Here is a 22,252-nt window from a genome sequence, read left to right as displayed (position 1 = left end):
CGCTCCTTTTCTTGAGGTATGGCTGATGTCAGCCTTAAGCTTCTTTTTTGTTAAGTATCTACCTGCTACTATAACACAGGCATTATGATTTTTAAAGGTTTCTTTTCAATGGTCACAGAAAATTCACGCTGGATTCCGCCGGATTCTCCGTCTTTATGCACAGGAAGGGAATGGGCACTTGTAATATGTACGTTCCTGCACTGTAAAATATGTACACCGCGAATGCGGGTATGTTTTCCCCAGAGAGCGCTCGGCAGGCAGAACAGCATTTTCAGCTTGGAGATTCCTTCAATAACGATCACATCCAGTAAACCATCCTCCGGACTGGCGTCTGGACAGAATTTAAAGCCTCCGCCTTCATATTTCTGGTTCATTACAGCCGCAAACCAAGTCCTGCTGAAGGTTTGTGGTTTGTTTCCGTCAAGTGTTATCGTGACCGGGGACGGAGTAAGGAAGAGAAATTGCTTCAGTGCCACCATAAGGTAGATGAGTTTACCCATATGGAGACGGTTGAGAAATTTTTTGCCAGGTGTGATCAGGACTTCCTGACAGATTGCCGCATCGTAGCCCATTCCTGCACTGATGCCGAAACGGTAGGAATGGCTGCCAAGGTGGAGAACAGGAACATCCATGAAAATGGTCCGTCTGTTCTCAAGAATAGAGCGAAGCGCTTCAAAAGGATCAAAGGGCAGGCCCATACTGCGGCAGAAATCGTTGCCGGACCCGACCGGGATAAATCCGAAAACAACCGAAGACAGATCAATGATCCCGGTAAGTACTTCGTAAATAGTGCCGTCACCGCCTACTGTTACCAGAGTTACCGGATCCTCCGGTGTTCCGGCGGCACTGATCCTTCGTGCCAGTACTGTGGCGTGTCCCACATATTCTGTGAGAAAATACTGATATGAGATCCCCTGACTTTCCATGATGCTGCGAAGCCGGTTCCAGACATTACGTCCCTCACCGGATCTTGAATTGGGATTCACAATAAAAGAATACATAATAAAAAACCTCCAAACAACTCTCTGCTTTATCATAACATTGACGTTAGGCTTTTACAAATTAAAATTTCTTAAGGATTTCTATATTTTACATAAACTTAACCTTTTTTCTATGTTGGATTTTACGAATGCACTTTATACTTGCACGTATCAGATGAAAAATGAAGCTGGAGGAAAATTATGATATATCTTGTGGAAGATGATGAAAGTATCCGTGAACTTGTTGTATATACATTAAACAGTCAGGGTCTGGAGGCACAGGGTTTTGAACGGCCATCACTTTTCTGGAAAGCGCTGGAAAAAGAACTGCCTTCACTGGTGCTTCTGGACATTATGCTTCCGGAGGAAGACGGACTGTCTATTTTAAAAAAAATCCGTATCCGTCCGGATGTGCGGAAACTTCCGGTGATCATGCTTACTGCAAAAGGAAGTGAGTTTGATACCGTGGTAGGTCTGGACAGCGGTGCAGATGATTACATTCCGAAGCCGTTCCGCATGATGGAACTGATCTCCAGGGTACGTGCCCTTCTTCGGAGAGCAGAGGACAATGGCGCAGAGGAGTATCGTATGGAAAATCTTTATGTATGTCCGGGAAGACATGAGGTAACTGTTGATCAGGAGCCTGTGAATCTGACACTGAAAGAATACGAGATGCTTTGTCTCCTTCTGAAAAACAGTGGTACGGTTCTTTCCAGGACACAGCTTTTAAATCAGATCTGGGGATATGAATTCGACGGAGAAAGCAGAACCGTAGATGTACATATCCGTACCCTTCGCCAGAAGCTTGGCCCGGCAGGAGATCTGGTGGAAACAGTTCGTGGAGTGGGCTATAAGATCAGCGGAAAATGTGCATGAACAGCTGCTGATAGTAATATGAAATTAAAGAGCATTTCGACGGAAAAAGGCTTCGGCCCTTTTCTGGACGAAGTGCTTTTTTCATGCTATAATAGTTGAACCCCGGAGCTCTGAAAAACAGGCTCCAAATAGTAAGAGGTGAAAGAAAAAAATATGAAATCATTAGTAATTGCGGAGAAGCCATCAGTTGCCAGAGACATTGCCAGAGTCCTCCACTGCAGTCAGAAGGGGAACGGAACCCTGGAAGGAAAAGACTATGTAGTGACCTGGGCCCTGGGACATCTGGTAACACTGGCAGATCCGGAAGAATACGATAAAAAATATACCAAATGGGAGCTTTCCACGCTCCCCATGATGCCGGAGAAAATGAAACTGGTGGTGATACGCCAGACCTCCAAGCAGTACAATGCGGTGAAAACCCAGCTTTACAGGAAGGATATCGGAGAGATCATCATTGCCACAGATGCCGGACGTGAGGGAGAACTGGTAGCAAGGTGGATCCTTGCAAAGGCAGACTGCCATAAACCTATTAAGCGTCTGTGGATCTCATCAGTAACGGACAAAGCGATCCGCGACGGCTTTGCCCACCTTAAAAACGGCCATGATTATGATGATCTTTACCGTGCGGCACAGGCCAGGGCGGAGGCGGACTGGCTGGTGGGAATGAACGGGACCAGAGCACTGACCTGTAAATATAATGCCCAGCTTTCCTGCGGACGTGTGCAGACCCCCACCCTTGCCATGATCGCAAGAAGAGAGCAGGAGATCAGGGAATTTAAGCCGGAGGATTATTACGGGATCACTCTGCAGGCAGGAAATGTACGCTGGACCTGGCGTGACGGAAAAAGCGGAAGCCTCCGTACCTTTAAGAAGGAGCGTGCCCAGGAGATCCAGACAAAGGCAGGAAAAAGCAGCCTTACCATAACAAAGGTTTCCAGAAAGCCGAAGAAGACCTATGCACCGGGGCTTTATGACCTGACTACTCTTCAGAGAGAAGCCAATCAGAAATACGGCTTTTCTGCAAAGGAAACTCTGAATATCATGCAGAGGCTCTATGAGAATCACAAAGTCCTTACCTACCCAAGAACGGATTCCAGATATATAGGAAAAGATGTAGTTCCTACCATTAAGGAACGTCTTCAGGCATGCGGGACAGGTCCTTATCGTAAACTTGCCGGTGCGCTGGCCAATAAACCGATCCAGACCAGTGCAGGCTTTGTGGATGACAAAAAAGTCAGTGACCATCATGCCATCATTCCTACAGAACAGTTTGTACAGCTGGATCATATGACCAATGAGGAACGGAAGATTTACGATATGGTAGTACGCCGTTTTCTGAGTGTGTTGTATCCGCCGGCTGTATATGAGCAGGTAAACATGGAGGGAACTGCAGCAGGAGAAATTTTCGCTGCAAGCGGACGTATTGTAAAAAGTGCAGGGTGGAGAGAGGTTTATGAAGGCGGCTGGCAGGATGATGAAGAAGAGGAATCCGGTGATAAGCTGAAAGACCAGAAGCTTCCGGAGCTTACGGAAGGTCAGATACTTACTGTGGAAGGAGCTGCTCTTACAACAGGCAAAACAAAACCTCCTGCAAGATTTACAGAGGCCACGCTGCTGGGAGCCATGGAGAATCCGATCCACTTTATGGAAAGCCACGACAAAAAAGCAGTGAAAACACTGGGCGAAACCGGAGGTCTTGGAACGGTGGCCACAAGAGCCGATATTATTGAAAAGCTTTTCAACAGCTTTATGATGGAAAAAAGAGGCAATGAGATATACATTACCTCCAAGGCGAAACAGCTTCTGGAGCTGGTTCCGGAAGAACTGAAAAAGCCGGAGCTTACCGCAGACTGGGAGATGAAGCTCAGTGATATTGCAAACGGAAAGCTCCGTCAGGATAAGTTCCTCACAGGAATCCGTGAATATGCCTGCGAGATCGTAAATGAGATCAAAAGCGGACAGGGAACCTTCCGCCATGACAATATGACAAACAAGAAATGCCCTAACTGCGGCAAACATCTCCTGGCAGTCAATGGAAAGAATGCAAAAATGCTGGTGTGTGAGGACCGGGAATGCGGATACAGAGAGACAGTATCCAGAGCCACCAATGCGCGCTGTCCGAAATGCCATAAGCGTATGGAGATGCTTCTGAAGGGAAAAGAAGAGACCTTTGTATGTCAGTGTGGCTATAAGGAAAAGCTTTCATCCTTCCAGGCAAGACGAGCCAAAGAAGGTGCAGGAGTAAATAAGCGTGATGTGCAGCGTTACCTTAAAAAACAGCAGAAAGAGGCCAATGAGCCGGTGAACAATGCATTTGCACAGGCTTTGTCAGGAATTAAACTGGATTAAATAAATTGTCTGTCCAAATATCCGGGGTTCGGATGAGAGGAAGACCGGATGCAGATACGTCGGTCGGAGAAATGTGTCTGGCAGAACAGGACAGCAGAAAGAGAGGAAAACGATATGGGATTACAGGATGATAGAATGTCAGGAAATATTCAGGATATCGCAAGACTGATTACAAGACTTCTTCTTAAGGGAGATATGCCGCAGTATACACTTCCCGCAGCAGAGGCAGATTATACAGAGGCAGACCGGCTTTTTAAGAAGGTTATCGGACTTGCTGATGAGGGTGACATCAACGGAGCGGAAAATGAGCTGCTTATGAATATGGAGGACGATGATCCGGATTATCTAGAGCTTGCCCTTACCTTTTATCTGTATCTCAATGATATGGATGTAGATTACCTGGATGATCACGATTATTCCAGGGGGGAGATCCTGGACGGGTTGAAAAGCCTGGCTGAGGACTGGGGAGTCACAGGACTGGAGGCACTTGTCTGATGCGGCGGGAGGTTACCCTGGAGGAAATTTCCGACGGCCGTTTATATGAGGCAAATGACATGGTAAAGGCAGACTGTCAGGACTGTAAGGGCTGTTTTGACTGCTGTACGGGAATGGGAGATTCTGTTGTACTGGATCCGCTGGATGTATGGCGGTTAAGCCAGGGACTTCATTTAAGTGTGGACCAGCTTCTTGCCGGAAAAATAGAGCTTGGCGTCACAGACGGAAATATCCTGCCGCATCTTAGGATGACAGGGGCAGAGGAACGATGCGTATTTCTGAATGGCAACGGAAGATGCTCCATCCACAGCTTCCGCCCGGGCTTCTGCCGTTTGTTCCCACTGGGAAGATACTATGAGGACGGTGGTTTTAAATACATCCTTCAGATCCACGAGTGCAAAAAGACCAGCCGCAGTAAGATCAAGGTCCGGAAATGGGTAGATACTCCGGATTTTCGAAATTACGAAAAATTTGTCTGTGACTGGCATTATTTTCTTCTGGATGTCCAGGCGGTTCTCTATGAGAGCGAGGACAGTGATCTGATTCGAAATCTGAACATGTATGTGGTGAACCAGTTTTACAGGAAGCCTTATGATGAGAAGCGGGATTTTTATGAGCAGTTTTATGAGAGACTTGCGGATGGAAAAGAGCTCCTGAGTCTTGGGGTGTGAAACAGACCAGGCAGCGAGTTAGCTGAGCTTACCTGCCTGAAAGTCTCTCATGCGGAGGGAAGAAAGGATTTTTTACATATGAACTTAAATCAGCTTACATATTTTGTGACTCTTGCCCAGATCGAAAATTATACCAGAGCAGCCAAGAGGCTGGATATTACGCAGCCAAGTCTGAGTCATGCGATCTCCAACCTTGAGAAGGAACTGCAGGTTCCCCTTTTTGAGCGCCATGGAAGAAATGTGACCATGACCAAATACGGGGAAATGTTTCTGAAGTATGTGCAGGACTCCTTACATATACTGAATCTTGGTGTGGAGAGGATACAGGAAGCGGCAAGGATTCCGGGAGGAAGTATTTCCATCGGGTATATCCATACCCAGGGACGAAGATTTATCCCGGAGCTTGTTCGAGGATTCCTTAATGAACAGGAAGGGAAGAAGATTGATTTCCGTTTTCAGAATGCAGCTACCGGAAGTCTGATCCGTGGTCTGAAGGAAGAGAAATTCGACGTGATCTTCTGTTCCAGGGCAGAGGGAGAGAAGGAGATCAGCTTTGTGCCGGTGTCAGAAGAAAAGCTGGTGGCTGTAGTGCCTGAGAACCATGCTCTTGCAGACAGAAATTCAGTGACCATAAAAGAACTGGGGCAGTATCCGCAGGTGACCTTTACCCCTGCAAGCGGATTGTATTTTGTGATCCGGGAGCTTTTCGAAAAAGAAGGACTTTCACCGGAGACGGCCTTTGAGGTAGAAGAGGATGGTGCACTGGCAGGTATGGTGGCGGAGGAATTTGGTGTAGGCATTGTGCCGGATGTACCGGTGATCCATACACTTCCTGTGAAAATCTTAAATATCGAGAATCTTCACTGCCGTCGATATATATATATGGGAATGATGAAAAACCGGTATCCAAGTGCGCTTGTGGAACAGTTCCGGGATTATATATACAAGCATTACCGGATCTATGAAGTGATACAGTAGAATCTTGGTGATAAAATTTCTGTAAAAAATCTCTGCTTCTGTAATAGGGCGGAGATTTTTTTGACACAGATCCTGGCGTGAATACTATAGCAATTCCATAAATTACTGCAAACAATCCAGTCCATCATAGCGTGAAGTCCTGCGTCAGATATCTTTGCCGTGCCTAAAAATTATAAAAATAATCTATAGATCACATGTGTAAATTCAATGAAAATTTGGGTTGAGATAAAAATGACCAGTTGGTATAATAAGGACAGATACTTGATTTAAAGTGATAAAGTGATGACGGAAATCCGTAATAAAATGAACGAAGTAAAGGAGATATTATGAACCAGTTAGAAGTATTAAGAGAAAGCCTTGGACAGTGCGATGAGATCATCCTGGACGCACTCCTTATGAGAAACAGGATCGTAGAGGACATCATGGTATACAAGGAAGCTAACGATCTTCCGGTACTTCAGCCGGAACAGGAGGCGAAGCAGAAAGGATGGCTGGAAGCCAGAATGGAAGGCAGACGTCATAAGAAAGAGGTCAATGATGTTTTTGCAAGCATCACACAGAACAGTAAAAGGATCCAGTCCAGAAATCTTTTCAATTATAATATCTTCCTGATCGGATTTATGGGAGCTGGTAAATCTACGATCTCCGATTATCTGAAGAATGTTCTTGCCATGGATGTTGTGGAGATGGATCAGTGTATCGTGGAGAGACAGGGAATGAGCATTTCCGATATCTTTGAGACTTACGGTGAAGAGTATTTCCGTGAGCTCGAGACAAATCTTCTGATCGAGATGCAGTCCAGATCTAATGTTGTAGTATCCTGTGGCGGTGGTGTTCCGATGCGGGAGCGCAATGTTACCGAGATGAAAAAAAATGGCCGTGTTGTACTTCTGACTGCAAAGCCGGAAACTATTCTGGAACGTGTAAAGGATAATCATGACCGTCCTTTACTTGAGAACAACAAAAATGTTTCATTTATCGCGGATCTGTTGGAAAAACGTCGCGCGAAATATGAGGCAGCAGCAGATATAGTTGTTGAGACAGACGGAAAGAGTGAGCTTGAGATCTGCGAGGAGCTGATCCACAGACTTCGTGAGGCAGAGGCAAATAAATAATTGCTGATCATAAAACAGAATAGTTTTACATATAAAAAGGACAGCTGTCCGATAAACCGTACAGAAACAGAACGGAGATCGGGCAACTGTCCTTTATGATATAAAAGATCCGGACCATATATTTGCAGATGAACAGATCGTTTAATTGGTCTTATAAAAAATCTCCCTCGAGGTTTCCTCGATCACAAATTTTTTAAAGGCTTCCACGACCGGCGGATGGTATACATCCTTCAGCATGGCCATGTAGAAATTTCGCTGCCAGCTTGGAGAGACAAGGGGCAGGATCTTAAGGTTCAGAGAGTGAAGGATCGGGATATCCGGTGCAATGCAGATGCCGAAATCATTGGCAACAAATCCTGCGGCAACCTGATCCTCATCGATCTCAAAAGCCACATCCGGGTACTGACCGATGCTCTTAAATAACTGGTCAATGATCTGGCGGAGACCGCTTCTCTTCTTGAAGATGATCTGCTTGTATGGAAGCGTTTCCTCCAGATGGATCTCGGATTTCTCAGCAAGAGGATGTTCCGGCGGAACGATGACGACCAGATCCTGCTTGGCAACCGGAATAAATTCGATCAGTGGTTCGTCGTCAAATTTGGAACAGAAGCCGATATCGTATTTCTTCTCTTTCAGTCCGGTGAGGATATCGCCGGTAAGAACCTTATCGCAGAACAGATTGAAATGGATCTGTTTTCCCATATTGGCATTAAGAAAGCTGCGGATGATCTTTGGCATAAAGTCAACACCCAGAGTTCTGAGAAAAGCCACATCGATCTGTCCTTCTCCCTTTCCTGCAAGCTGGAGACCGTTTACAGAGGAATCCAGCCGGTTCAGGGTTTGTTCCACATCCTCCAGAAAAGACTTGCCATATTTGGTGAGAGAAACATTCCGTCCGTTTTTTTCAAATAATTTCACTCCAAGCTCTTCCTCCAGAGAAGAGATCGCGTGACTTAGGCTGGGCTGTGTGATGGCCAGAACATCCGCAGCTTTTGTATAATGTTCCAGATGAGCCAGTGTCACGAAATAGCGAAGATGATACAGATTCATTTTTCAATACTCCTTTCGTAAGTTTATCTGAATGTTTTACTTCGGACAGATCCCCGGTAAGTCTGACAGACATAAGAGATTTGCCAGGCCGTATGCAGTGACGGCGGCAATACGGCTGAATATGTTTTATATAGTATAACATGATATATTGATAAAATCTATGGATTCTCCTGGTACAATTAATTTGTTTTGTATTTAACAAAGTTATATAATGCTTATAGAAAAAAGATACAAAATAATTTAAAAAAAACAAATAAAATTATTTAAATTTTCAGGAGGAATTATCATGTCAAAAGAATTTCCAATCACAATCAGTTCCTGGACACTGGGAGATCAGTGCAAATTTGAGGACCGTGTAAAAGCTGCCAAAGAGGCTGGCTATGAGGGAATCGGCCTGAGAGCAGAAACCTACGTAGATGCCCTGAATGAGGGACTTTTCGACGAGGATATCCTGGCAATCCTGGATAAATATGACATGAAGGTAACAGAGGTTGAGTACATCGTGCAGTGGGCAGAGGAGCATCGTTCCTATGAGCAGAAATACAAAGAACAGCTCTGCTTCCATATGTGTGAATTATTTAACGTAAAACAGATCAACTGCGGACTGATGGAGAACTATTCCGTAGAGTACACAGCACAGAAGCTTCGTGAGCTTTGCCACAGAGCAGGCAAATACATCATCGGTGTTGAGCCAATGCCATACAGCGGAATCCCGGATGTGAAAAAGGGCTGGGCTGTTGTAAAAGCTGCTGACTGCGAGAATGCGAAACTGATCCTTGATACATGGCACTGGGTAAGAGCAAACCAGCCGATTGAGCTTTCCGTACTTGAGGGAATCCCGGCAGACAAGATCGTATCCATCCAGATCAACGATGTATGGGAAAGACCATATGCAACAACGATCTTAAGAGATGAGTCCATGCATGACCGTCTTGCTCCTGGAACAGGAATCGGAACAACAGTACCGTTCGTAAAAATGATCAAAGAAAAAGGCATCAGACCAAATGCCATCGGCGTAGAGGTTATCAGCGATGCAAACCTTGAAAAAGGTATCGAGTATGCTGCAAAACATACATATGAGAACACAAAGAAGGTACTGGAAGAGGCTTGGCCGGAAGTACTGTAATTAATATAAGAAATTAATATTTCAGACGGGCCCCTGTTTCCGACGTCATACCGGTGACAGGGCGTTACCGTGAAAGAAACAAAAAGATTGTTTCAAAGGAAAGGAGAACGCATATGAAATTCAATGCGATGTTTCAGCCGATCGAGATCGGTCCTATGACAGTAAAGAATCGTTTTGTTGTTCCGCCAATGGGAAATAACTTTGCAAACACAGACGGAACAATGAGTGAGCAGTCCGCTGCATATTACAGAGAAAGAGCAAAAGGCGGATTTGGTCTGATCACCATCGAGGCTACTGTAGTTCACAAGGGCGCAAAGGGCGGCCCGCGTAAACCATGTCTTTATGACGACTCTACAATCGAGAGCTTCCGCAAGGTTATCGACGGATGTCATGCAGAAGGAGCAAAGGTGTCCATCCAGCTTCAGAACGCAGGTCCGGAAGGAAATGCAAAGAACGCAGGAGCACCGATCACAGCAGCAACCAGTATCCCGTCAGTGTGCGGCCGTGATATTCCGAAGCAGCTTACAACTGAGGAAGTTTATGAGCTGATCAAAGGCTACGGTGAGGCAGCAAGAAGAGCAATGGAAGCAGGAGCAGATGCTGTCGAGATCCATATGGCACACGGTTATCTGGTAAGTACCTTCCTTTCTCCGAGAACAAACAAGAGAGTGGATGAGTTTGGCGGATGCTTTGAGAACCGTATGCGTTTCTCCCGTCTGATCATCGAGAAAGTTAAAAAAGCAACACAGGGAAAGATTGCAGTTCTTGCAAGAATCAACTGTGCAGATGAGGTTCCGGGAGGACTTGATGTCCACGACAGTGCAGCGATCGCAGCATATCTGGAAAGCTGCGGACTGGACGGACTCCATGTATCCCGTGCCGTTCATATCAAGGATGAGTTTATGTGGGCACCGACTGTTATCCACGGTGGATTCTCTGCAGCAGAGGTTGAGGAGATCAAACGTGCGGTAAATATCCCGGTGATCACAGTTGGACGTTATACAGAGCCACAGTTTGCAGAACTGATGGTAAAAGAAGGAAGAGCAGACCTTGTAGCATTCGGACGTCAGAGCCTTGCAGATCCGGCTATGCCGAAGAAAGCACAGGAAGAGCGTCTGGAGGATATGACTCCTTGTATCGCCTGTCTTCAGGGCTGTGTTGCAAACATGTATGCAGGAAATCCGGTATGCTGTCTGACAAACCCATTCCTGGGTCATGAGGCAGAGCCGCTTGAGAAAGCGGAAGAGCCGAAGAAGGTTATGGTTATCGGTGGCGGTGTTGCAGGACTTTCCGCTGCATTTATCGCAAAAGAGAGAGGACATGAGGTAACGCTTTATGAGGCAGGAGATGTTCTCGGCGGAAACATGAGACTTGCTGCATATCCGCCGGGAAAAGGTGACATCACAAACATGATCCGCAGCTACATCCATCGCTGCCAGAAGGATGGCGTTAAGATCGTGATGAACTGTGAGGTAACTCCGGAGCTTATCAAAGAAGAGAAGCCGGACAGCGTGATCATTGCCACCGGTTCCAAGACTCTGATCCTTCCGATCGAGGGAATCGACAATCCGGCTATCATCCACGGCTCTGACCTTCTGGATGGCAAGAGAGCAGCAGGCAAAAAGGTTCTCGTTGTCGGCGGTGGAATGGTTGGATGCGAGACAGCTGCATTTTTAGGCGAGCAGGAGCATGATGTAACTGTTATCGAGTTCCGTGATACCGTAGGTGCAGATGTGATCCACGAGCACAGAGTATATCTGATGAAGGATTTCGAGGACTACGGAATCAAGGAGATCACCGGAGCAAAGGTATGCAAATTCTATGAAGACGGTGTAGAATATGAGACCGCTGACGGAGTACGTCACGAGTCAAGGGGATATGATTCTGTGATCCTTTCCATGGGATTCCGCAACTACAATCCTCTGGAAGAGAAGATCAAAGATCTTGTGCCTGAGACACATGTGATCGGAGATGCTATCCGTGCAAGACGTGCACTGGACGCAACAAAAGAGGCCTATGAGGTAGCTTCCAGGATCTGATCTGCCAATCTATCCAATAAACCGGACGGTATAAAAATTAAAAAGATGCCCCGGCAGACACCAGAGAAGATATATCCGCTGTCTGCCAGGGGAAATGCAGGAGGTAAAAAGAAATGGAACAGAGAATTAAAGGAACAACAGGTTTACTTGCACTGATCGGAAGCCCTGTAGGACATTCCGGATCCCCGGCTATGTACAATTTCAGCTTCCAGTACCATAACCTGGACTATGCTTACATGGCATTTGATATCAAAGAGGATCAGGTTCCGGCAGCTCTTGACGCAATGCGTCTGTTCAAAATGAGAGGCTGCAATGTAACCATGCCTTGTAAGAACAAAGTAGCTCAGTGTGTAGACGAGCTTTCACCGGCAGCAAAGATCATCGGCGCTGTAAATACTATCGTAAATGAGGATGGAAAACTTGTTGGACATATCACAGACGGTATCGGATTTGTCCGCAATCTGAAAGAGCACGGTGTTGATGTAAAGGGCAAAAAGATGGTAGTCCTCGGAGCAGGCGGTGCAGCTACAGCCCTTACTGTACAGTGTGCCCTTGACGGAGCTGCATCCATCGCGATCTTCAACCCTGACGATCCTTTCCTTGACAGAGCAAGAGGAACTGCTGAGAAGCTTGCAAAAGAAGTACCGGACTGCAAAGTAAGCGTATATTGCCTTGACGACCAGGACAAACTGAGAGAAGAGATCGCAAACGCAGATATCCTCGCGAACGGAACACTTGCAGGAATGAAACCACATGATGACATCACACTGGTTGATAAATCCATGTTCCATAAGGATCTTGTTGTTGCTGACTGCGTATACAATCCGGCAGAGACAAAGATGGTAAAAGAAGCAAAAGAAGCAGGCGTGAAGCTTGCTGTAGGAGGAAAAGGAATGCTTCTGTGGCAGGGGGCTGAGTCCTATAAACTGTACACAGGACTTGAGATGCCGACAGATGAGTATCAGAAGTTCCAGGCTGAGAACGAAGGGAAATAAGAAAAATGAGCCAGACAGGTAAGAAAAATTTAGTGATTACTTCTATCGCACTGTATTTTACATATTTCATCCATGGAATCGGAGCTTCCATCATGGGTCAGTACAAGCCGGAGCTTGCGGCTCACTGGGGAGCAAAGGCTTTAAGTGATGGAACTATGGATGTCAGCATGGTAGTATCTGTAATTGCCGCACTTGGACTTGGAAGACTGATCTCTCTTCCGTTTTCCGGTCCCCTGTCCGACAAATTCGGACGCAGATTAAGCGGAATCATCGGCGTGATCTGTTATGCAGCATACTTTATGGGAATCGCATTTGCTCCGTCTATGGGAGTTGCCTACGCCTTTGCCATTGTAGGCGGTATCGCAAACTCCTTCCTGGACACCTGCGTAAGCCCGACATGTATGGAAATTTATGTAAACAATCCTTCTGTAGCGAACCTGTTTACAAAATTCTCCATGTGTATCAGCCAGTTTCTGCTTCCTTTCCTCATCGGATTTGTAGCAGCGGCGAATATGTCCTACAGAACCATCTTTATTGTTGCAGGTGCTGCGATCTTTATCGATGGAATCCTGATCCTGTTCCTGCCATTCCCGGAGAGAAATACAGCAGGTACAGTAAAGAAAGAAAAAGCAAAATTAAAGATCACTCCTGCAGCTCTTGCAGCAATCCTCATCGGATTTACAAGCTCTTCTACATTCATGCTGTGGCTGAACTGTAACCAGGAGCTCGGAAAGCTTTATAACTTAAGTGATCCTTCCAAGATCCAGTCCTTCTATGCAGTAGGAACCTTTGCAGCGATCCTGTGTTCCTCTGTATTTATCAAAAAAGGACTGAAGGAGATCAATATCCTGATCATTTATCCGCTGATCTCTTTCATCATGCTGGGACTTTGCTACTTTATCCAGAATCCGACAATTTGTCTTATCGGTGGATTTGTGATCGGTTTTGCAGGCGCAGGCGGTGTGCTTCAGCTGGCTGTTTCCACAACTGCGGAGTTCTTCCCGGAAAACAAGGGAACTGCAACATCCATGGTCATGATCGCATCCAGCGTTGCGAACTACACCATTCTGACACTGGCCGGCTACATTACAAAGACTGCCGGAACCAGTGCTCCGAGAATGATCCTGCTTCTCAATATGGCAGTGACATTCATAGGAATCCTTCTTGCACTGTTCGTTAAGATGAACCGTGGAAAAGAGGCTTGACTGAATCAAGGAAATCCCTTGGGGTGAATATCCGTTTGACTACAGTAAAAAAAGTGAATCATTGTATGGATACAGATAAAGATGACTGAATCTGTGCAAAACAAAGTTCCAATTCGGGAACAATTCCCGGATTGGACTTTACCGTTTCTGAAAATGTTTGTTAATTAACAAACTTACAAAATAAAAGATACTATATATGTATTATCAAAAAAACGACAAAGGAGAATCGTTATGGCACGTGCAGCAAGACAGCGAAGAGAAAACGAACTGCCCTACATTCCGTTTGGGCCATTTCAGATTCGTTTTCCGTTTATTCACTATAAAATTGAGTCCGTAGAGTTTATCCAGGGCCTGATCCTCGGGGTTACGGCACTGGCGGCGGTTCCTTATCTGGAACAATATCTGGGATTGCCTTATGAGCTGGCATGGAGCTGTGTGATCATAGAGACCATGCTGTATATGCTACACAGCTTACTTGGTGATCCGGTTGTACCGGGATGGATCACACCGACCCTTCCGCTGACGATCGTATTCCTGGAAGGCTTCCCTATGGGAAAAGAACGTATCCAGGCAATGATCGCCCTGCAGATGCTGGTTGGTCTCGTGTTCATATTTATGGGCATCACCAAACTTGCGGATAAATTTGTCCATGCAGTACCAAATTCTGTTAAGGGTGGTATCCTTCTTGCTGCGCCGGTGACGGTTATGGCAGGACAGCTGGGAGAAGGCGGCAACATGCATAAGTATCCGCTGGCGATCGTTGCCGGTGTAGGCCTTCTGATCCTGATCAGCTTTTCAGATAAATATCAGGAGAAGAGAAAGAACAACAAATTCCTGGATCTTGTTGCCAGGTATGGAAACCTTTTCCCGTATCTGATCGCCATGGTGGTAGGTCTTCTTGTAGGAGAGCTGGAGGCGCCTGGTTTGGAGCTGGGAACCTTTATCAAGATCCCGCAGTTCAAAGAGATCATCTCACAGGTAAGTATCTTTGGTGTGGGAATCCCGCCGGTCTCCATGTTTGTCAAAGCGCTTCCTCTGGCACTTGTATGCTATGTTATCGCATTTGGTGATTTTGTTACCACAGAGACACTGGTTACAGAGGCACGCCAGTCCAGAGATGATGAGTACATTGATTTCAATTCCAGCCGCTCCAACCTGGTCAGCGGCATCAGGAACCTGATCCTTTCCGTCATTGCGCCGTTCCCGCCGCTTTCCGGTCCGTTATGGGTTGGAATGACAGTATCCGTTTCCATCCGTTACAAGGAGGGAAAGAAAGCTATGAAGTCTCTGATCGGCGGTATGGCATCCTTCCGTATTGCAACGTTTTTAAGTGTGCTGATCATTCCGGTTGTAAGCTTCTTCCGTCCGATCTTCGGAGTCGGTTCCTCCATTACTCTGATGTTCCAGGCCTTTGTCTGTGCAAGGATCGGTATGGATTACTGCAGAACAGACCGTGACAAGATGATCGCAGGTGTTATGGCAGCTGTGCTTGCAACCCAGGGAACTGCATGGGCATCCGCATGGGCCCTGGCTGTAGGCTTCGGTCTGAATATCTTCCTTTCAAACTGGGACCCCAGAAAGAAAGAGGAGAATGCCATCGAGGATAAAAATTGATCAGAGGAATAACAAAGATATAAAAAACAGAAAAAGAAGAAGTGTGCCGGATGGGTCAGCACACTTCTTCTTTTTGTCATGAGATTTGTTGTTTTTAATTATTATTTTAATAGATTTGCTATTATGGGATTAAAATTGCAAAAATTTGTTACATCAATTGGGTTTGAAAATTGGTTTATAATTCGCGTTCTGTTACAGAAATCTACCGTAGATCCTTTTTATGGGAGGTTACAGGATCACAGGCTTTTGTGGATAATGTCAAGAACCTGTGCAAGCTCGTTGACATTGATCTGTCCCGGTGCGGAAGCTTTGGTAGCTGCACCGAAGGTAAGGGCGGAACCGAAGGTTTCGCCAGCGAGACGGCTGACAACACCTGTACCTGCCATGGACATGGTAATGATCGGGCGGTCGGCGAACTGCTCGGACATTTCCAGCGTGGCACTTAAGAGTGTAAGCACGTCCTGTTTGTTTCTTGGCATAACAGCCATTTTCGGGATATCTGCGCCATAGTCCTGCATCATGCGAAGACGGCGCACGATCTCATCCTTCTCAGGAGTTGCGTCAAAATCATGGTTGGAAGCGATGACCTTTACGCCATAGCTGTGTGCTTCCTGGATCATGCTTTTTACGATCTCCTCACCTGTGAAGGCTTCTACATCAATGAGATCTACATAGCCGCTTTTTGCGACAGCCATGTTGAGTGCTTTGTAAGCTTCGTTGGAAATCGCTTTTTCTCCGCCTTCCTTTGCAGTACGGAAGGTGAAGAGGATCGGAGTGTCCTTTAAAACGGTCTGGAGATCTTTTGCCACATCCAGAACCTTGTCTGTGTCAAAAACGTCCTCAAACCAGTCAACACGCCATTCCACAACGTCTACGGGGATCCTTGCGAAGGTCCCTGCCTCAAGGAGGATATCATCCTTTGTCTGCCCCACGATCGGGACACAGATCTTCGGTCTTCCCTCTCCGAGTGTGATATTTCTTACCTGAACTGTTTTCATAATGGTCCTTTCTGATACGACAGGAACAGATAGCAGTTTAGTCGTCGTATCTGATGTTAAGAATCTCTTTCATATGCTCGATCGGCATCGGTTCGCCGGTCCACAGTTCAAATGCAGCGGAGCCCTGGAAAAGCATCATGCCAAGGCCGTTCATTGTCTTGCAGCCAACTTCCTTTGCCATAGAACGCATAGCAGTTTCAAGAGGGGAGTAAGGCACGTCAACAACGATAAGCTCCGGGCGGAAGTAAGACTTGTCCGGAACAACGGACTGACCTTCCAGTGGTTTCATTCCAACACCTGTCGCATTTACGAAAATATAACTGTCAGCCATTTCTTTTTTCAGCTGGTCAAGATCTGCCAGATCATAGAGAACAGCATGGCTTGAAGTTCTGGTGTTGATCTTTTCTACCGTAGATACTGCACGGTCCCAGAATTCATCTTTGCGGTTGAAGATCACGATCTCGCCTACACCGTCAAGTGCTGCCTGGATCTCGATAGCAGTTGCGGCACCACCTGCACCTACGATGGTCATTTTCTTTCCGATGGCGTTGATGTTATTGTCTTTCAGTGCTGCCATAAATCCGATACCGTCTGTGATATGGCCTGTAAGATGACCATGATCATTAACGATGGTGTTTACAGCGCCGCACATTTCTGCTGCCGGTGAAAGCTCGTCAAGGTACTGGCCTACCAGAGTTTTGTTCGGCATGGAAACGTTGGAACCTCTCATTTTCAGAGTACGGATGGCCTTTACAGCATCCTCGATCTCGTCTGCACCAACCTCAAATGCAAGATATGCATAATCATAGCCAAGCTTTGCAAAAGCTTCATTCTGCATGGCAGGAGAGCTGGAGTGGCGGATCGGATATGCCATAAGACCAATCAGTTCGGTATGTCCTGTGATTCTTTCTGACATGGTAATAACTCCTCTCATTGGTAAAATCTGGATGAAGATTTGTCTTTTTTAAACCTCCCACCACATAGATCTGAAGAAGTTGCGGACATTCTCCGGACGGCTACGGGGGAGGAAGACGTGGAAAAACTATGTTACGGATCACCGAGTGAACTGTAACAAATCTATATACACTTTCCGGTAGAAGGATTGAAATATTCCCGGAAAGGGTATAGCGGAAAAATATTAAAGGTATCCCTTCTGCTCAAGAATGGTAAGGATATTGCGTCCTTCCTGGGTACCGTCAATGATTCGTCTTGCTCTCTGGCTGTCGCCGATGTTCATGATCTCAACATCCTCAGAAGAAAATTCCTCTGTGAGGTTCTGGTAAAGCTGTCCCTGAGCTCTCATTCCGAGACATACGAAGCCGTACTCAAATGGAAGCTCATAAGGCTCACCGTCGCCCCTGACAAGGAAGGAAGAATCCTTAACCTCAAGGAGAGCAGTTTTTGTAAGCTGATGTACATTGTGTTTTTTCATCATGGTCTTTGTGTCATTTTTGCTTACCGGGTCAAGATCACGTCCGATCTGATCCATCATCTCAACGATAGAGATGTCTGCGTTTCTGTCAGCAAAGAATTCCACAACATCAAGACCTACAGCACCGCCGCCTACAACAACAACCTTTTTGCCTTCCAGATCCTTCGGAAAATCATTAATGTGGCTGATCATACCAAGAATAGAATAAATATTATGGTTCTCGTTGTCAATACGATCCTTCAGTCCTGCGATCGGAGGCAGAAGCGGAGCGGAGCCGGTGGAGCTTACGATGATATTCGGATGGAACTTGCGGATGTTTTCCGGTGTTCCTTCTGTGTTTTTGAAGATGTAAAGATTATCAAGCTGTTCTGCACGATGCATGAGATAGTGAGGGAAATCAGCAAGACGGTTCTTTGCAGGGATCTTTGAGATCAGAGATGCAAGTCCGCCAAGCTCATTGCCTTTTTCCAGAAGGAAGGTATTGCATCCAACCTCTGCGGCTGTACAGGCAGCTTCCAGTCCGGCAGTGCCGCCGCCGATAACGACCACGTTGCAGTTTTTATTTACATGTTTTTTCTTATATACATCGCCCTCAAGAACAGATGGGTTTACAGTACAGCGGATCGGACGGTTTACACCGATACGGTTTCCGGCACAGCCAACGTTACAGGAGATACATTTGCGGAGGTCACACTCATGACCTGTGGCAACCTTGTTTACCCATGCAGGGTCTGCGATCAGACCACGGCCCATACCGATCAGGTCTGCATCACCGTCAGCCAGGATACGCTCAGCAACCTTCGGGTCACGGACATTACCCATGGAGATACATGGCTTGTTGAATTTTTCTCTTACGGCCTTTGCCATGTAGGAACGCCATCCGTCCGGGAGATAATTTGCATCGATCTGGTACTGGATGGAACCGTTAAGTCCGCAGGAAACATCGAAGATATCAACCTCTTCCTGAAGATGCTCCAGGTATTCCAGAGTATCCTCCAGTGTATTTCCGCCTTCCATCAGCTCATCCGCACTGAGACGGAGCATGATCGGGAAGAAAGGTCCTACCTGTTTCCTTACCTCATCGATGACCATACGGCAGAAACGGGTACGGTTCTCAACAGATCCGCCGAACTCATCGGTACGCTTGTTTGTGATCGGGGAGAGGAACTGACTAATCAGATAGGAGTGTCCTGCATGGATCTCTACTGCGTCAAAGCCAGCTGTCTGTGCACGTTTTGCAGCCTCACCGTATTTTTTTACGATGTGAAGGATCTCATTTTTGGAAAGAGGACGCGGGATTTCGCCGCCTTCTTTGGATGGAACGTCAGATGCGGAAACCGGCTGCATGTTGATCCTGGAAGAAACAGCGGAAGCTCCGGCATGGTTGATCTGGATCGCAATCTTTGTTCCGTATCTATGAATATTTTCACAGAATTTGAAAAGACGTGGCAGATAGTTGTCATGGTCGATGCGCAGCTGTGTGGTTCCGTTGGAGCCCTGCGGGGAATCGATGCTTGCGTTCTCTACGATGATGAGACCTGTGCCACCCTTTGCACGCTGCTCATAATAATTGATATGAAGAAAACTCATTTCGCCGTTCTGTTCACCGTAGTTGGTGCCCATCGGCATCATAACAATACGGTTCTTGATAGTCATATTTTTAACGGTTAATGGGGAAAAAATATGCGGATAATCATTCTTCATCTGAAAAAAACCTCCCTGGTTATTTTAAATAGAATCGTTTGTTTGTGTTAATTATATAACAGAATAATCCATAAAACTAATTCATGATACGAGCGATATAATAAAAATAATCTATAGATTTTCGCATATCATCTTTCAGGCTGCAGGTACTTGTATGCTTATAATGTGAAAAAAACAGATGTAGAAGGGTAACTGGTTACTGAGAACGGAGTGAACGGTAACGCTAACTGGAAAATGGTGTCGGATCCAGGGGTTTACATATATGATTTTAACGTGTTATCATAACAAATAAAAAAGATACAGAAAACGGAGAAACGGGCAGGCTGAAACGGATCAGATGTAAGACTGTATTTCCGCGTTCTGTAAAAAGACAGGAGATAGATAAAATGGAATTCTGGGATATTTACGATGCAGATAAGAAACCGACAGGACGAACTATGAAGCGCAATGACTGGTGTTTAAAGGATGGAGAGTATCATCTGACAGTTTTGGGCGTGGTAGCAAGACCGGACAAGACCTTTCTTATTACCAAACGTGTGATGACAAAGGCCTGGGCTCCGGGCTGGTGGGAGGTTTCCGGCGGTGCAGCCCAGGCAGGAGAGGCTTCCCGTGATGCAGTACTCCGTGAGGTGAAAGAGGAGACCGGACTGGACGCCAGTGAGGCAGAGGGCGGATACCTTTTTACATATAAAAGAGAGAACCCGGGGGAAGGAGATAATTACTTTGTGGATGTGTACCGTTTTGTCATGGATGTGGAGGATAAGGATCTGAAGCTTCAGATGGAAGAGACAGACGGATATATGTTTGCAACCCTGGAGCAGATCCGGGCGTTTGCCGCAGAGGGAAAATTCCTACATTATGACAGTATTAAGAAGGTGTTTGAGTTCTGAGCAGATTTCTGACTGGTTTTCCGCGAGGATTTGAAAATAAATGTTGTTTTTTGTGGATTTCTATTTTTAAAAACGTTGTTTTTTGACTTGTTTTCGAAGAATTGTCTTGACATTAAAATTGGTAAATAGTAAAATTAAATCAGATGAACTGCCAGAAGGTTTTTTGACCATGAGCAGGTAGCAGAGCGGATTTCAAAGATCTGCCTGACTTTAGGAAGTTGTAAGCCGGATGAATGAAATCCGGCTTATAAAATTATCCAATATTATCAGATCGAGAATAATATAAAATTTTGAAAGCGAGGAATCATCAATGGCGGATGAACATAGAGATCAGATCAGAATCGTACAGGAAACCGTAGCCGGTAAGGAGATCACATTTGCCCATATCATGGGTGGTCCGGCACCTATCATATATCAGAAGCTTGGACTGAATCCGCAGGTGGACTATGGATCATCTGCAATTGGTATCATGAATATGACACCTTCCGAGTCTGCTGTGATCGCATCCGATATTGCTGTGAAGAGCGGTAATGTATATCTTGGATTTGCAGACCGTTTTACAGGAACACTGATCATAACAGGAGAGATTTCCGATGTACAGACTGCAATGGAAGAGATCGTGGATTATTTCCGTGATACTCTGGGATATGTAGTATGCAATATCACCAAGAGATAAGGAAGTGTACCATGGAAGAACGGATAACGAAGGAAGAACTGCTGGAGCGGCTGTTTCATGATGATTATGAGAACCTTAAGGGAAGAAGACTTCGGCTGACCCGGGTGAGAGTACCTGGAAAGGAGCTTTCCTTTGCACATGTTTTTACACCAAATGACAGATCGATATATGAGAATCTTGCGTTACATATCGGTGTTCATGAAGGTGAAGATCACAGAGGAGATGCCATCGGCATGGTCCGTGTCACACCCTGGGAGGCAATCGTGGTTGCGGCAGATGTTGCAGTGAAGGCAGCTCATGTGGAAGTAGGATTTATGGATCGTTTCTGCGGGACGCTGATCCTGACAGGCGGTTTTACGGAAGTGATGACAGCTGTGGAGGAAGTAGTGCGATTTTTCCATGAGACATTGAAATTCGATGTCTGTAAGATCCACAGAAGCTGAGGCAGGACGGGATAAAAAATGAAAAAAATTTTTCTGATGGGTCGAAGTGAAGCAGGCAAAACATCCCTGACACAGGCGCTTAAAGGGGAAGAACTTCATTATCATAAGACTCAGTATACCAATACAAATGAAGATACTATTGATTCACCGGGAGAATATGCGGAATCCAAGCATTTCAGCGTAGGACTGGCCTGTTTTTCCTTTGAGGCGGATGTGATCGCCATTGTACAGGCAGCCAATGAGCCCTTTAACCTGTTTAGTGACGGCAGCAGGAATTTTCTACTACGGCCGCTGATCGGGATCATCACCAAGGTGGATTCTCCCCATGCCAACATTCCCATGGTCAGACAGTGGATGAAGAACATGGGCTGTGAGAGGATATTTATGGTAAATAACAAGACCCGGGAAGGTATCAGTGAGCTGATGGATTATCTGCAGGATGATCTTCCGAAGCTTACGCTTGAACAGGCGAAATTCAAGCAGAGCATTGGCCTTAACGAATGGGATCCCATGCCGGAAGGGGTGGAGTATCCGGAGTCCATACGGTAAAATAGTAATATTCACGAAAAATGAATAAAAATACAAAATTCAAACAGAAAAAGTAGAAATTCCTCCG

General features: G+C 46.0%; 20 protein-coding genes. 15 read left to right on the top strand and 5 right to left on the bottom strand.

The annotated features are described in order from the left end of the window. Positions 1-68: 68 nt before the first annotated feature. Entirely contained in the window at positions 69-1,001 is a 933-nt protein-coding gene (locus CCC70_RS04445; RefSeq protein ID WP_110102517.1) for a diacylglycerol/lipid kinase family protein, read from the bottom strand. A 180-nt stretch (positions 1,002-1,181) separates the two neighbouring features. Here CCC70_RS04445 and CCC70_RS04440 point away from each other — a divergent pair, with 180 nt between their 5' ends. The 6 genes from CCC70_RS04440 (at position 1,182) to CCC70_RS04415 (ending at position 7,464) form a co-directional block, all read left to right on the top strand. After that, positions 1,182-1,856, top strand: a complete 675-nt coding sequence (locus tag CCC70_RS04440; RefSeq protein WP_118752572.1) for a response regulator transcription factor — start codon at positions 1,182-1,184, stop codon at positions 1,854-1,856. A 153-nt stretch (positions 1,857-2,009) separates the two neighbouring features. Further along, entirely contained in the window at positions 2,010-4,205 is a 2,196-nt protein-coding gene (locus tag CCC70_RS04435; protein WP_270436855.1) for a DNA topoisomerase III, read from the top strand. Positions 4,206-4,319: 114 nt separating this feature from the next. Then, positions 4,320-4,700, top strand: coding sequence for a DUF6483 family protein (locus CCC70_RS04430; protein WP_270436854.1), 381 nt, complete (start codon positions 4,320-4,322; stop codon positions 4,698-4,700). Continuing rightward, entirely contained in the window at positions 4,700-5,371 is a 672-nt protein-coding gene (locus CCC70_RS04425; RefSeq protein WP_270436853.1) for a YkgJ family cysteine cluster protein, read from the top strand. The genes CCC70_RS04430 and CCC70_RS04425 overlap by 1 nt, the downstream gene beginning before the upstream one ends. A gap of 78 nt (positions 5,372-5,449) precedes the next feature. Beyond that, on the top strand, positions 5,450-6,349 hold the full coding sequence (locus CCC70_RS04420) for a LysR family transcriptional regulator (RefSeq protein WP_015527022.1): 900 nt from the start codon (positions 5,450-5,452) through the stop codon (positions 6,347-6,349). Positions 6,350-6,675: 326 nt separating this feature from the next. After that, entirely contained in the window at positions 6,676-7,464 is a 789-nt protein-coding gene (locus CCC70_RS04415; RefSeq protein ID WP_021652296.1) for a shikimate kinase, read from the top strand. Positions 7,465-7,605: 141 nt separating this feature from the next. On the opposite strand, the gene CCC70_RS04410 is transcribed toward CCC70_RS04415, so the two are convergent. Then, the gene (locus tag CCC70_RS04410) at positions 7,606-8,514 is read right to left on the bottom strand and encodes a LysR family transcriptional regulator (protein WP_173775628.1); all 909 of its coding nucleotides are present in this window, start codon (positions 8,512-8,514) and stop codon (positions 7,606-7,608) included. Positions 8,515-8,800: 286 nt separating this feature from the next. On the opposite strand from CCC70_RS04410, the gene CCC70_RS04405 reads away from it, so the two are divergent. From CCC70_RS04405 to CCC70_RS04385, 5 genes are all read left to right on the top strand, one after another. Next, positions 8,801-9,640 (top strand): sugar phosphate isomerase/epimerase family protein, encoded by an 840-nt coding sequence (locus tag CCC70_RS04405; RefSeq protein ID WP_022426446.1) that lies wholly within the window; start codon positions 8,801-8,803, stop codon positions 9,638-9,640. A gap of 113 nt (positions 9,641-9,753) precedes the next feature. Then, a complete protein-coding gene (locus CCC70_RS04400) occupies positions 9,754-11,679 on the top strand; it encodes an FAD-dependent oxidoreductase (protein ID WP_287084350.1) in 1,926 nt (641 codons plus the stop codon). A gap of 113 nt (positions 11,680-11,792) precedes the next feature. Then, on the top strand, positions 11,793-12,674 hold the full coding sequence (aroE, locus tag CCC70_RS04395; RefSeq protein WP_287084349.1) for a shikimate dehydrogenase: 882 nt from the start codon (positions 11,793-11,795) through the stop codon (positions 12,672-12,674). A 5-nt stretch (positions 12,675-12,679) separates the two neighbouring features. Then, positions 12,680-13,879: an MFS transporter gene (locus CCC70_RS04390; protein WP_021652301.1), complete on the top strand. Its 1,200-nt coding sequence runs from the start codon at positions 12,680-12,682 to the stop codon at positions 13,877-13,879. Positions 13,880-14,110: 231 nt separating this feature from the next. Next, positions 14,111-15,493, top strand: coding sequence for a hypothetical protein (locus CCC70_RS04385; protein WP_287084348.1), 1,383 nt, complete (start codon positions 14,111-14,113; stop codon positions 15,491-15,493). A 236-nt stretch (positions 15,494-15,729) separates the two neighbouring features. Here the strand turns inward: CCC70_RS04385 and aroD are convergent, their stop codons facing one another. From aroD to CCC70_RS04370, 3 genes are all read right to left on the bottom strand, one after another. After that, positions 15,730-16,491 (bottom strand): type I 3-dehydroquinate dehydratase, encoded by a 762-nt coding sequence (gene aroD / locus CCC70_RS04380; RefSeq protein WP_015527030.1) that lies wholly within the window; start codon positions 16,489-16,491, stop codon positions 15,730-15,732. 37 nt (positions 16,492-16,528) lie between these two features. Beyond that, positions 16,529-17,407, bottom strand: coding sequence for a shikimate dehydrogenase (locus CCC70_RS04375; protein WP_044961967.1), 879 nt, complete (start codon positions 17,405-17,407; stop codon positions 16,529-16,531). 222 nt (positions 17,408-17,629) lie between these two features. Further along, positions 17,630-19,627, bottom strand: a complete 1,998-nt coding sequence (locus CCC70_RS04370; RefSeq protein ID WP_287084347.1) for an oxidoreductase — start codon at positions 19,625-19,627, stop codon at positions 17,630-17,632. A gap of 386 nt (positions 19,628-20,013) precedes the next feature. On the opposite strand from CCC70_RS04370, the gene CCC70_RS04365 reads away from it, so the two are divergent. The 4 genes from CCC70_RS04365 to CCC70_RS04350 all read left to right on the top strand — a co-directional run bounded on the left by CCC70_RS04365 (position 20,014) and on the right by CCC70_RS04350 (position 22,185). Then, complete coding sequence (locus CCC70_RS04365; RefSeq protein WP_059086843.1) at positions 20,014-20,517, top strand: NUDIX hydrolase; 504 nt, start codon at positions 20,014-20,016, stop codon at positions 20,515-20,517. A 310-nt stretch (positions 20,518-20,827) separates the two neighbouring features. Further along, positions 20,828-21,193 (top strand): BMC domain-containing protein, encoded by a 366-nt coding sequence (locus CCC70_RS04360; protein WP_015527035.1) that lies wholly within the window; start codon positions 20,828-20,830, stop codon positions 21,191-21,193. An 11-nt stretch (positions 21,194-21,204) separates the two neighbouring features. Continuing rightward, positions 21,205-21,636 (top strand): BMC domain-containing protein, encoded by a 432-nt coding sequence (locus tag CCC70_RS04355; protein WP_044961969.1) that lies wholly within the window; start codon positions 21,205-21,207, stop codon positions 21,634-21,636. An 18-nt stretch (positions 21,637-21,654) separates the two neighbouring features. Next, positions 21,655-22,185 carry a EutP/PduV family microcompartment system protein gene (locus tag CCC70_RS04350; RefSeq protein WP_287084345.1) on the top strand — a complete coding sequence of 177 codons (531 nt, stop codon included), beginning with the start codon at positions 21,655-21,657 and terminating at the stop codon, positions 22,183-22,185. Positions 22,186-22,252 lie beyond the last annotated feature (67 nt).

The sequence above is a fragment of the Blautia sp. LMAG:89 genome, from assembly GCF_008679485.1.
GTDB lineage: Bacteria > Bacillota > Clostridia > Lachnospirales > Lachnospiraceae > Blautia_A > Blautia_A fusiformis.
The sequence above is the reverse complement of the archived record's forward strand: the minus strand, read 5'-3'. Positions and strand labels throughout refer to the sequence as shown.

Bases quoted from the DNA above. Each gene is read 5' to 3' on its own strand.
- CCC70_RS04365 (WP_059086843.1), top strand. From the start codon at position 20,014: ATGGAATTCTGGGATATTTACGATGCAGATAAGAAACCGACAGGACGA.
- CCC70_RS04415 (WP_021652296.1), top strand. From the start codon at position 6,676: ATGAACCAGTTAGAAGTATTAAGAGAAAGCCTTGGACAGTGCGATGAG.
- CCC70_RS04445 (WP_110102517.1), bottom strand. From the start codon at position 1,001: ATGTATTCTTTTATTGTGAATCCCAATTCAAGATCCGGTGAGGGACGT.
- CCC70_RS04360 (WP_015527035.1), top strand. From the start codon at position 20,828: ATGGCGGATGAACATAGAGATCAGATCAGAATCGTACAGGAAACCGTA.
- CCC70_RS04435 (WP_270436855.1), top strand. From the start codon at position 2,010: ATGAAATCATTAGTAATTGCGGAGAAGCCATCAGTTGCCAGAGACATT.
- CCC70_RS04375 (WP_044961967.1), bottom strand. From the start codon at position 17,407: ATGTCAGAAAGAATCACAGGACATACCGAACTGATTGGTCTTATGGCA.
- CCC70_RS04350 (WP_287084345.1), top strand. From the start codon at position 21,655: ATGAAAAAAATTTTTCTGATGGGTCGAAGTGAAGCAGGCAAAACATCC.
- CCC70_RS04420 (WP_015527022.1), top strand. From the start codon at position 5,450: ATGAACTTAAATCAGCTTACATATTTTGTGACTCTTGCCCAGATCGAA.
- CCC70_RS04355 (WP_044961969.1), top strand. From the start codon at position 21,205: ATGGAAGAACGGATAACGAAGGAAGAACTGCTGGAGCGGCTGTTTCAT.
- CCC70_RS04430 (WP_270436854.1), top strand. From the start codon at position 4,320: ATGGGATTACAGGATGATAGAATGTCAGGAAATATTCAGGATATCGCA.
- CCC70_RS04370 (WP_287084347.1), bottom strand. From the start codon at position 19,627: ATGAAGAATGATTATCCGCATATTTTTTCCCCATTAACCGTTAAAAAT.
- aroD (WP_015527030.1), bottom strand. From the start codon at position 16,491: ATGAAAACAGTTCAGGTAAGAAATATCACACTCGGAGAGGGAAGACCG.
- CCC70_RS04425 (WP_270436853.1), top strand. From the start codon at position 4,700: ATGCGGCGGGAGGTTACCCTGGAGGAAATTTCCGACGGCCGTTTATAT.
- CCC70_RS04410 (WP_173775628.1), bottom strand. From the start codon at position 8,514: ATGAATCTGTATCATCTTCGCTATTTCGTGACACTGGCTCATCTGGAA.
- CCC70_RS04440 (WP_118752572.1), top strand. From the start codon at position 1,182: ATGATATATCTTGTGGAAGATGATGAAAGTATCCGTGAACTTGTTGTA.
- CCC70_RS04405 (WP_022426446.1), top strand. From the start codon at position 8,801: ATGTCAAAAGAATTTCCAATCACAATCAGTTCCTGGACACTGGGAGAT.
- CCC70_RS04385 (WP_287084348.1), top strand. From the start codon at position 14,111: ATGGCACGTGCAGCAAGACAGCGAAGAGAAAACGAACTGCCCTACATT.
- aroE (WP_287084349.1), top strand. From the start codon at position 11,793: ATGGAACAGAGAATTAAAGGAACAACAGGTTTACTTGCACTGATCGGA.
- CCC70_RS04390 (WP_021652301.1), top strand. From the start codon at position 12,680: ATGAGCCAGACAGGTAAGAAAAATTTAGTGATTACTTCTATCGCACTG.
- CCC70_RS04400 (WP_287084350.1), top strand. From the start codon at position 9,754: ATGAAATTCAATGCGATGTTTCAGCCGATCGAGATCGGTCCTATGACA.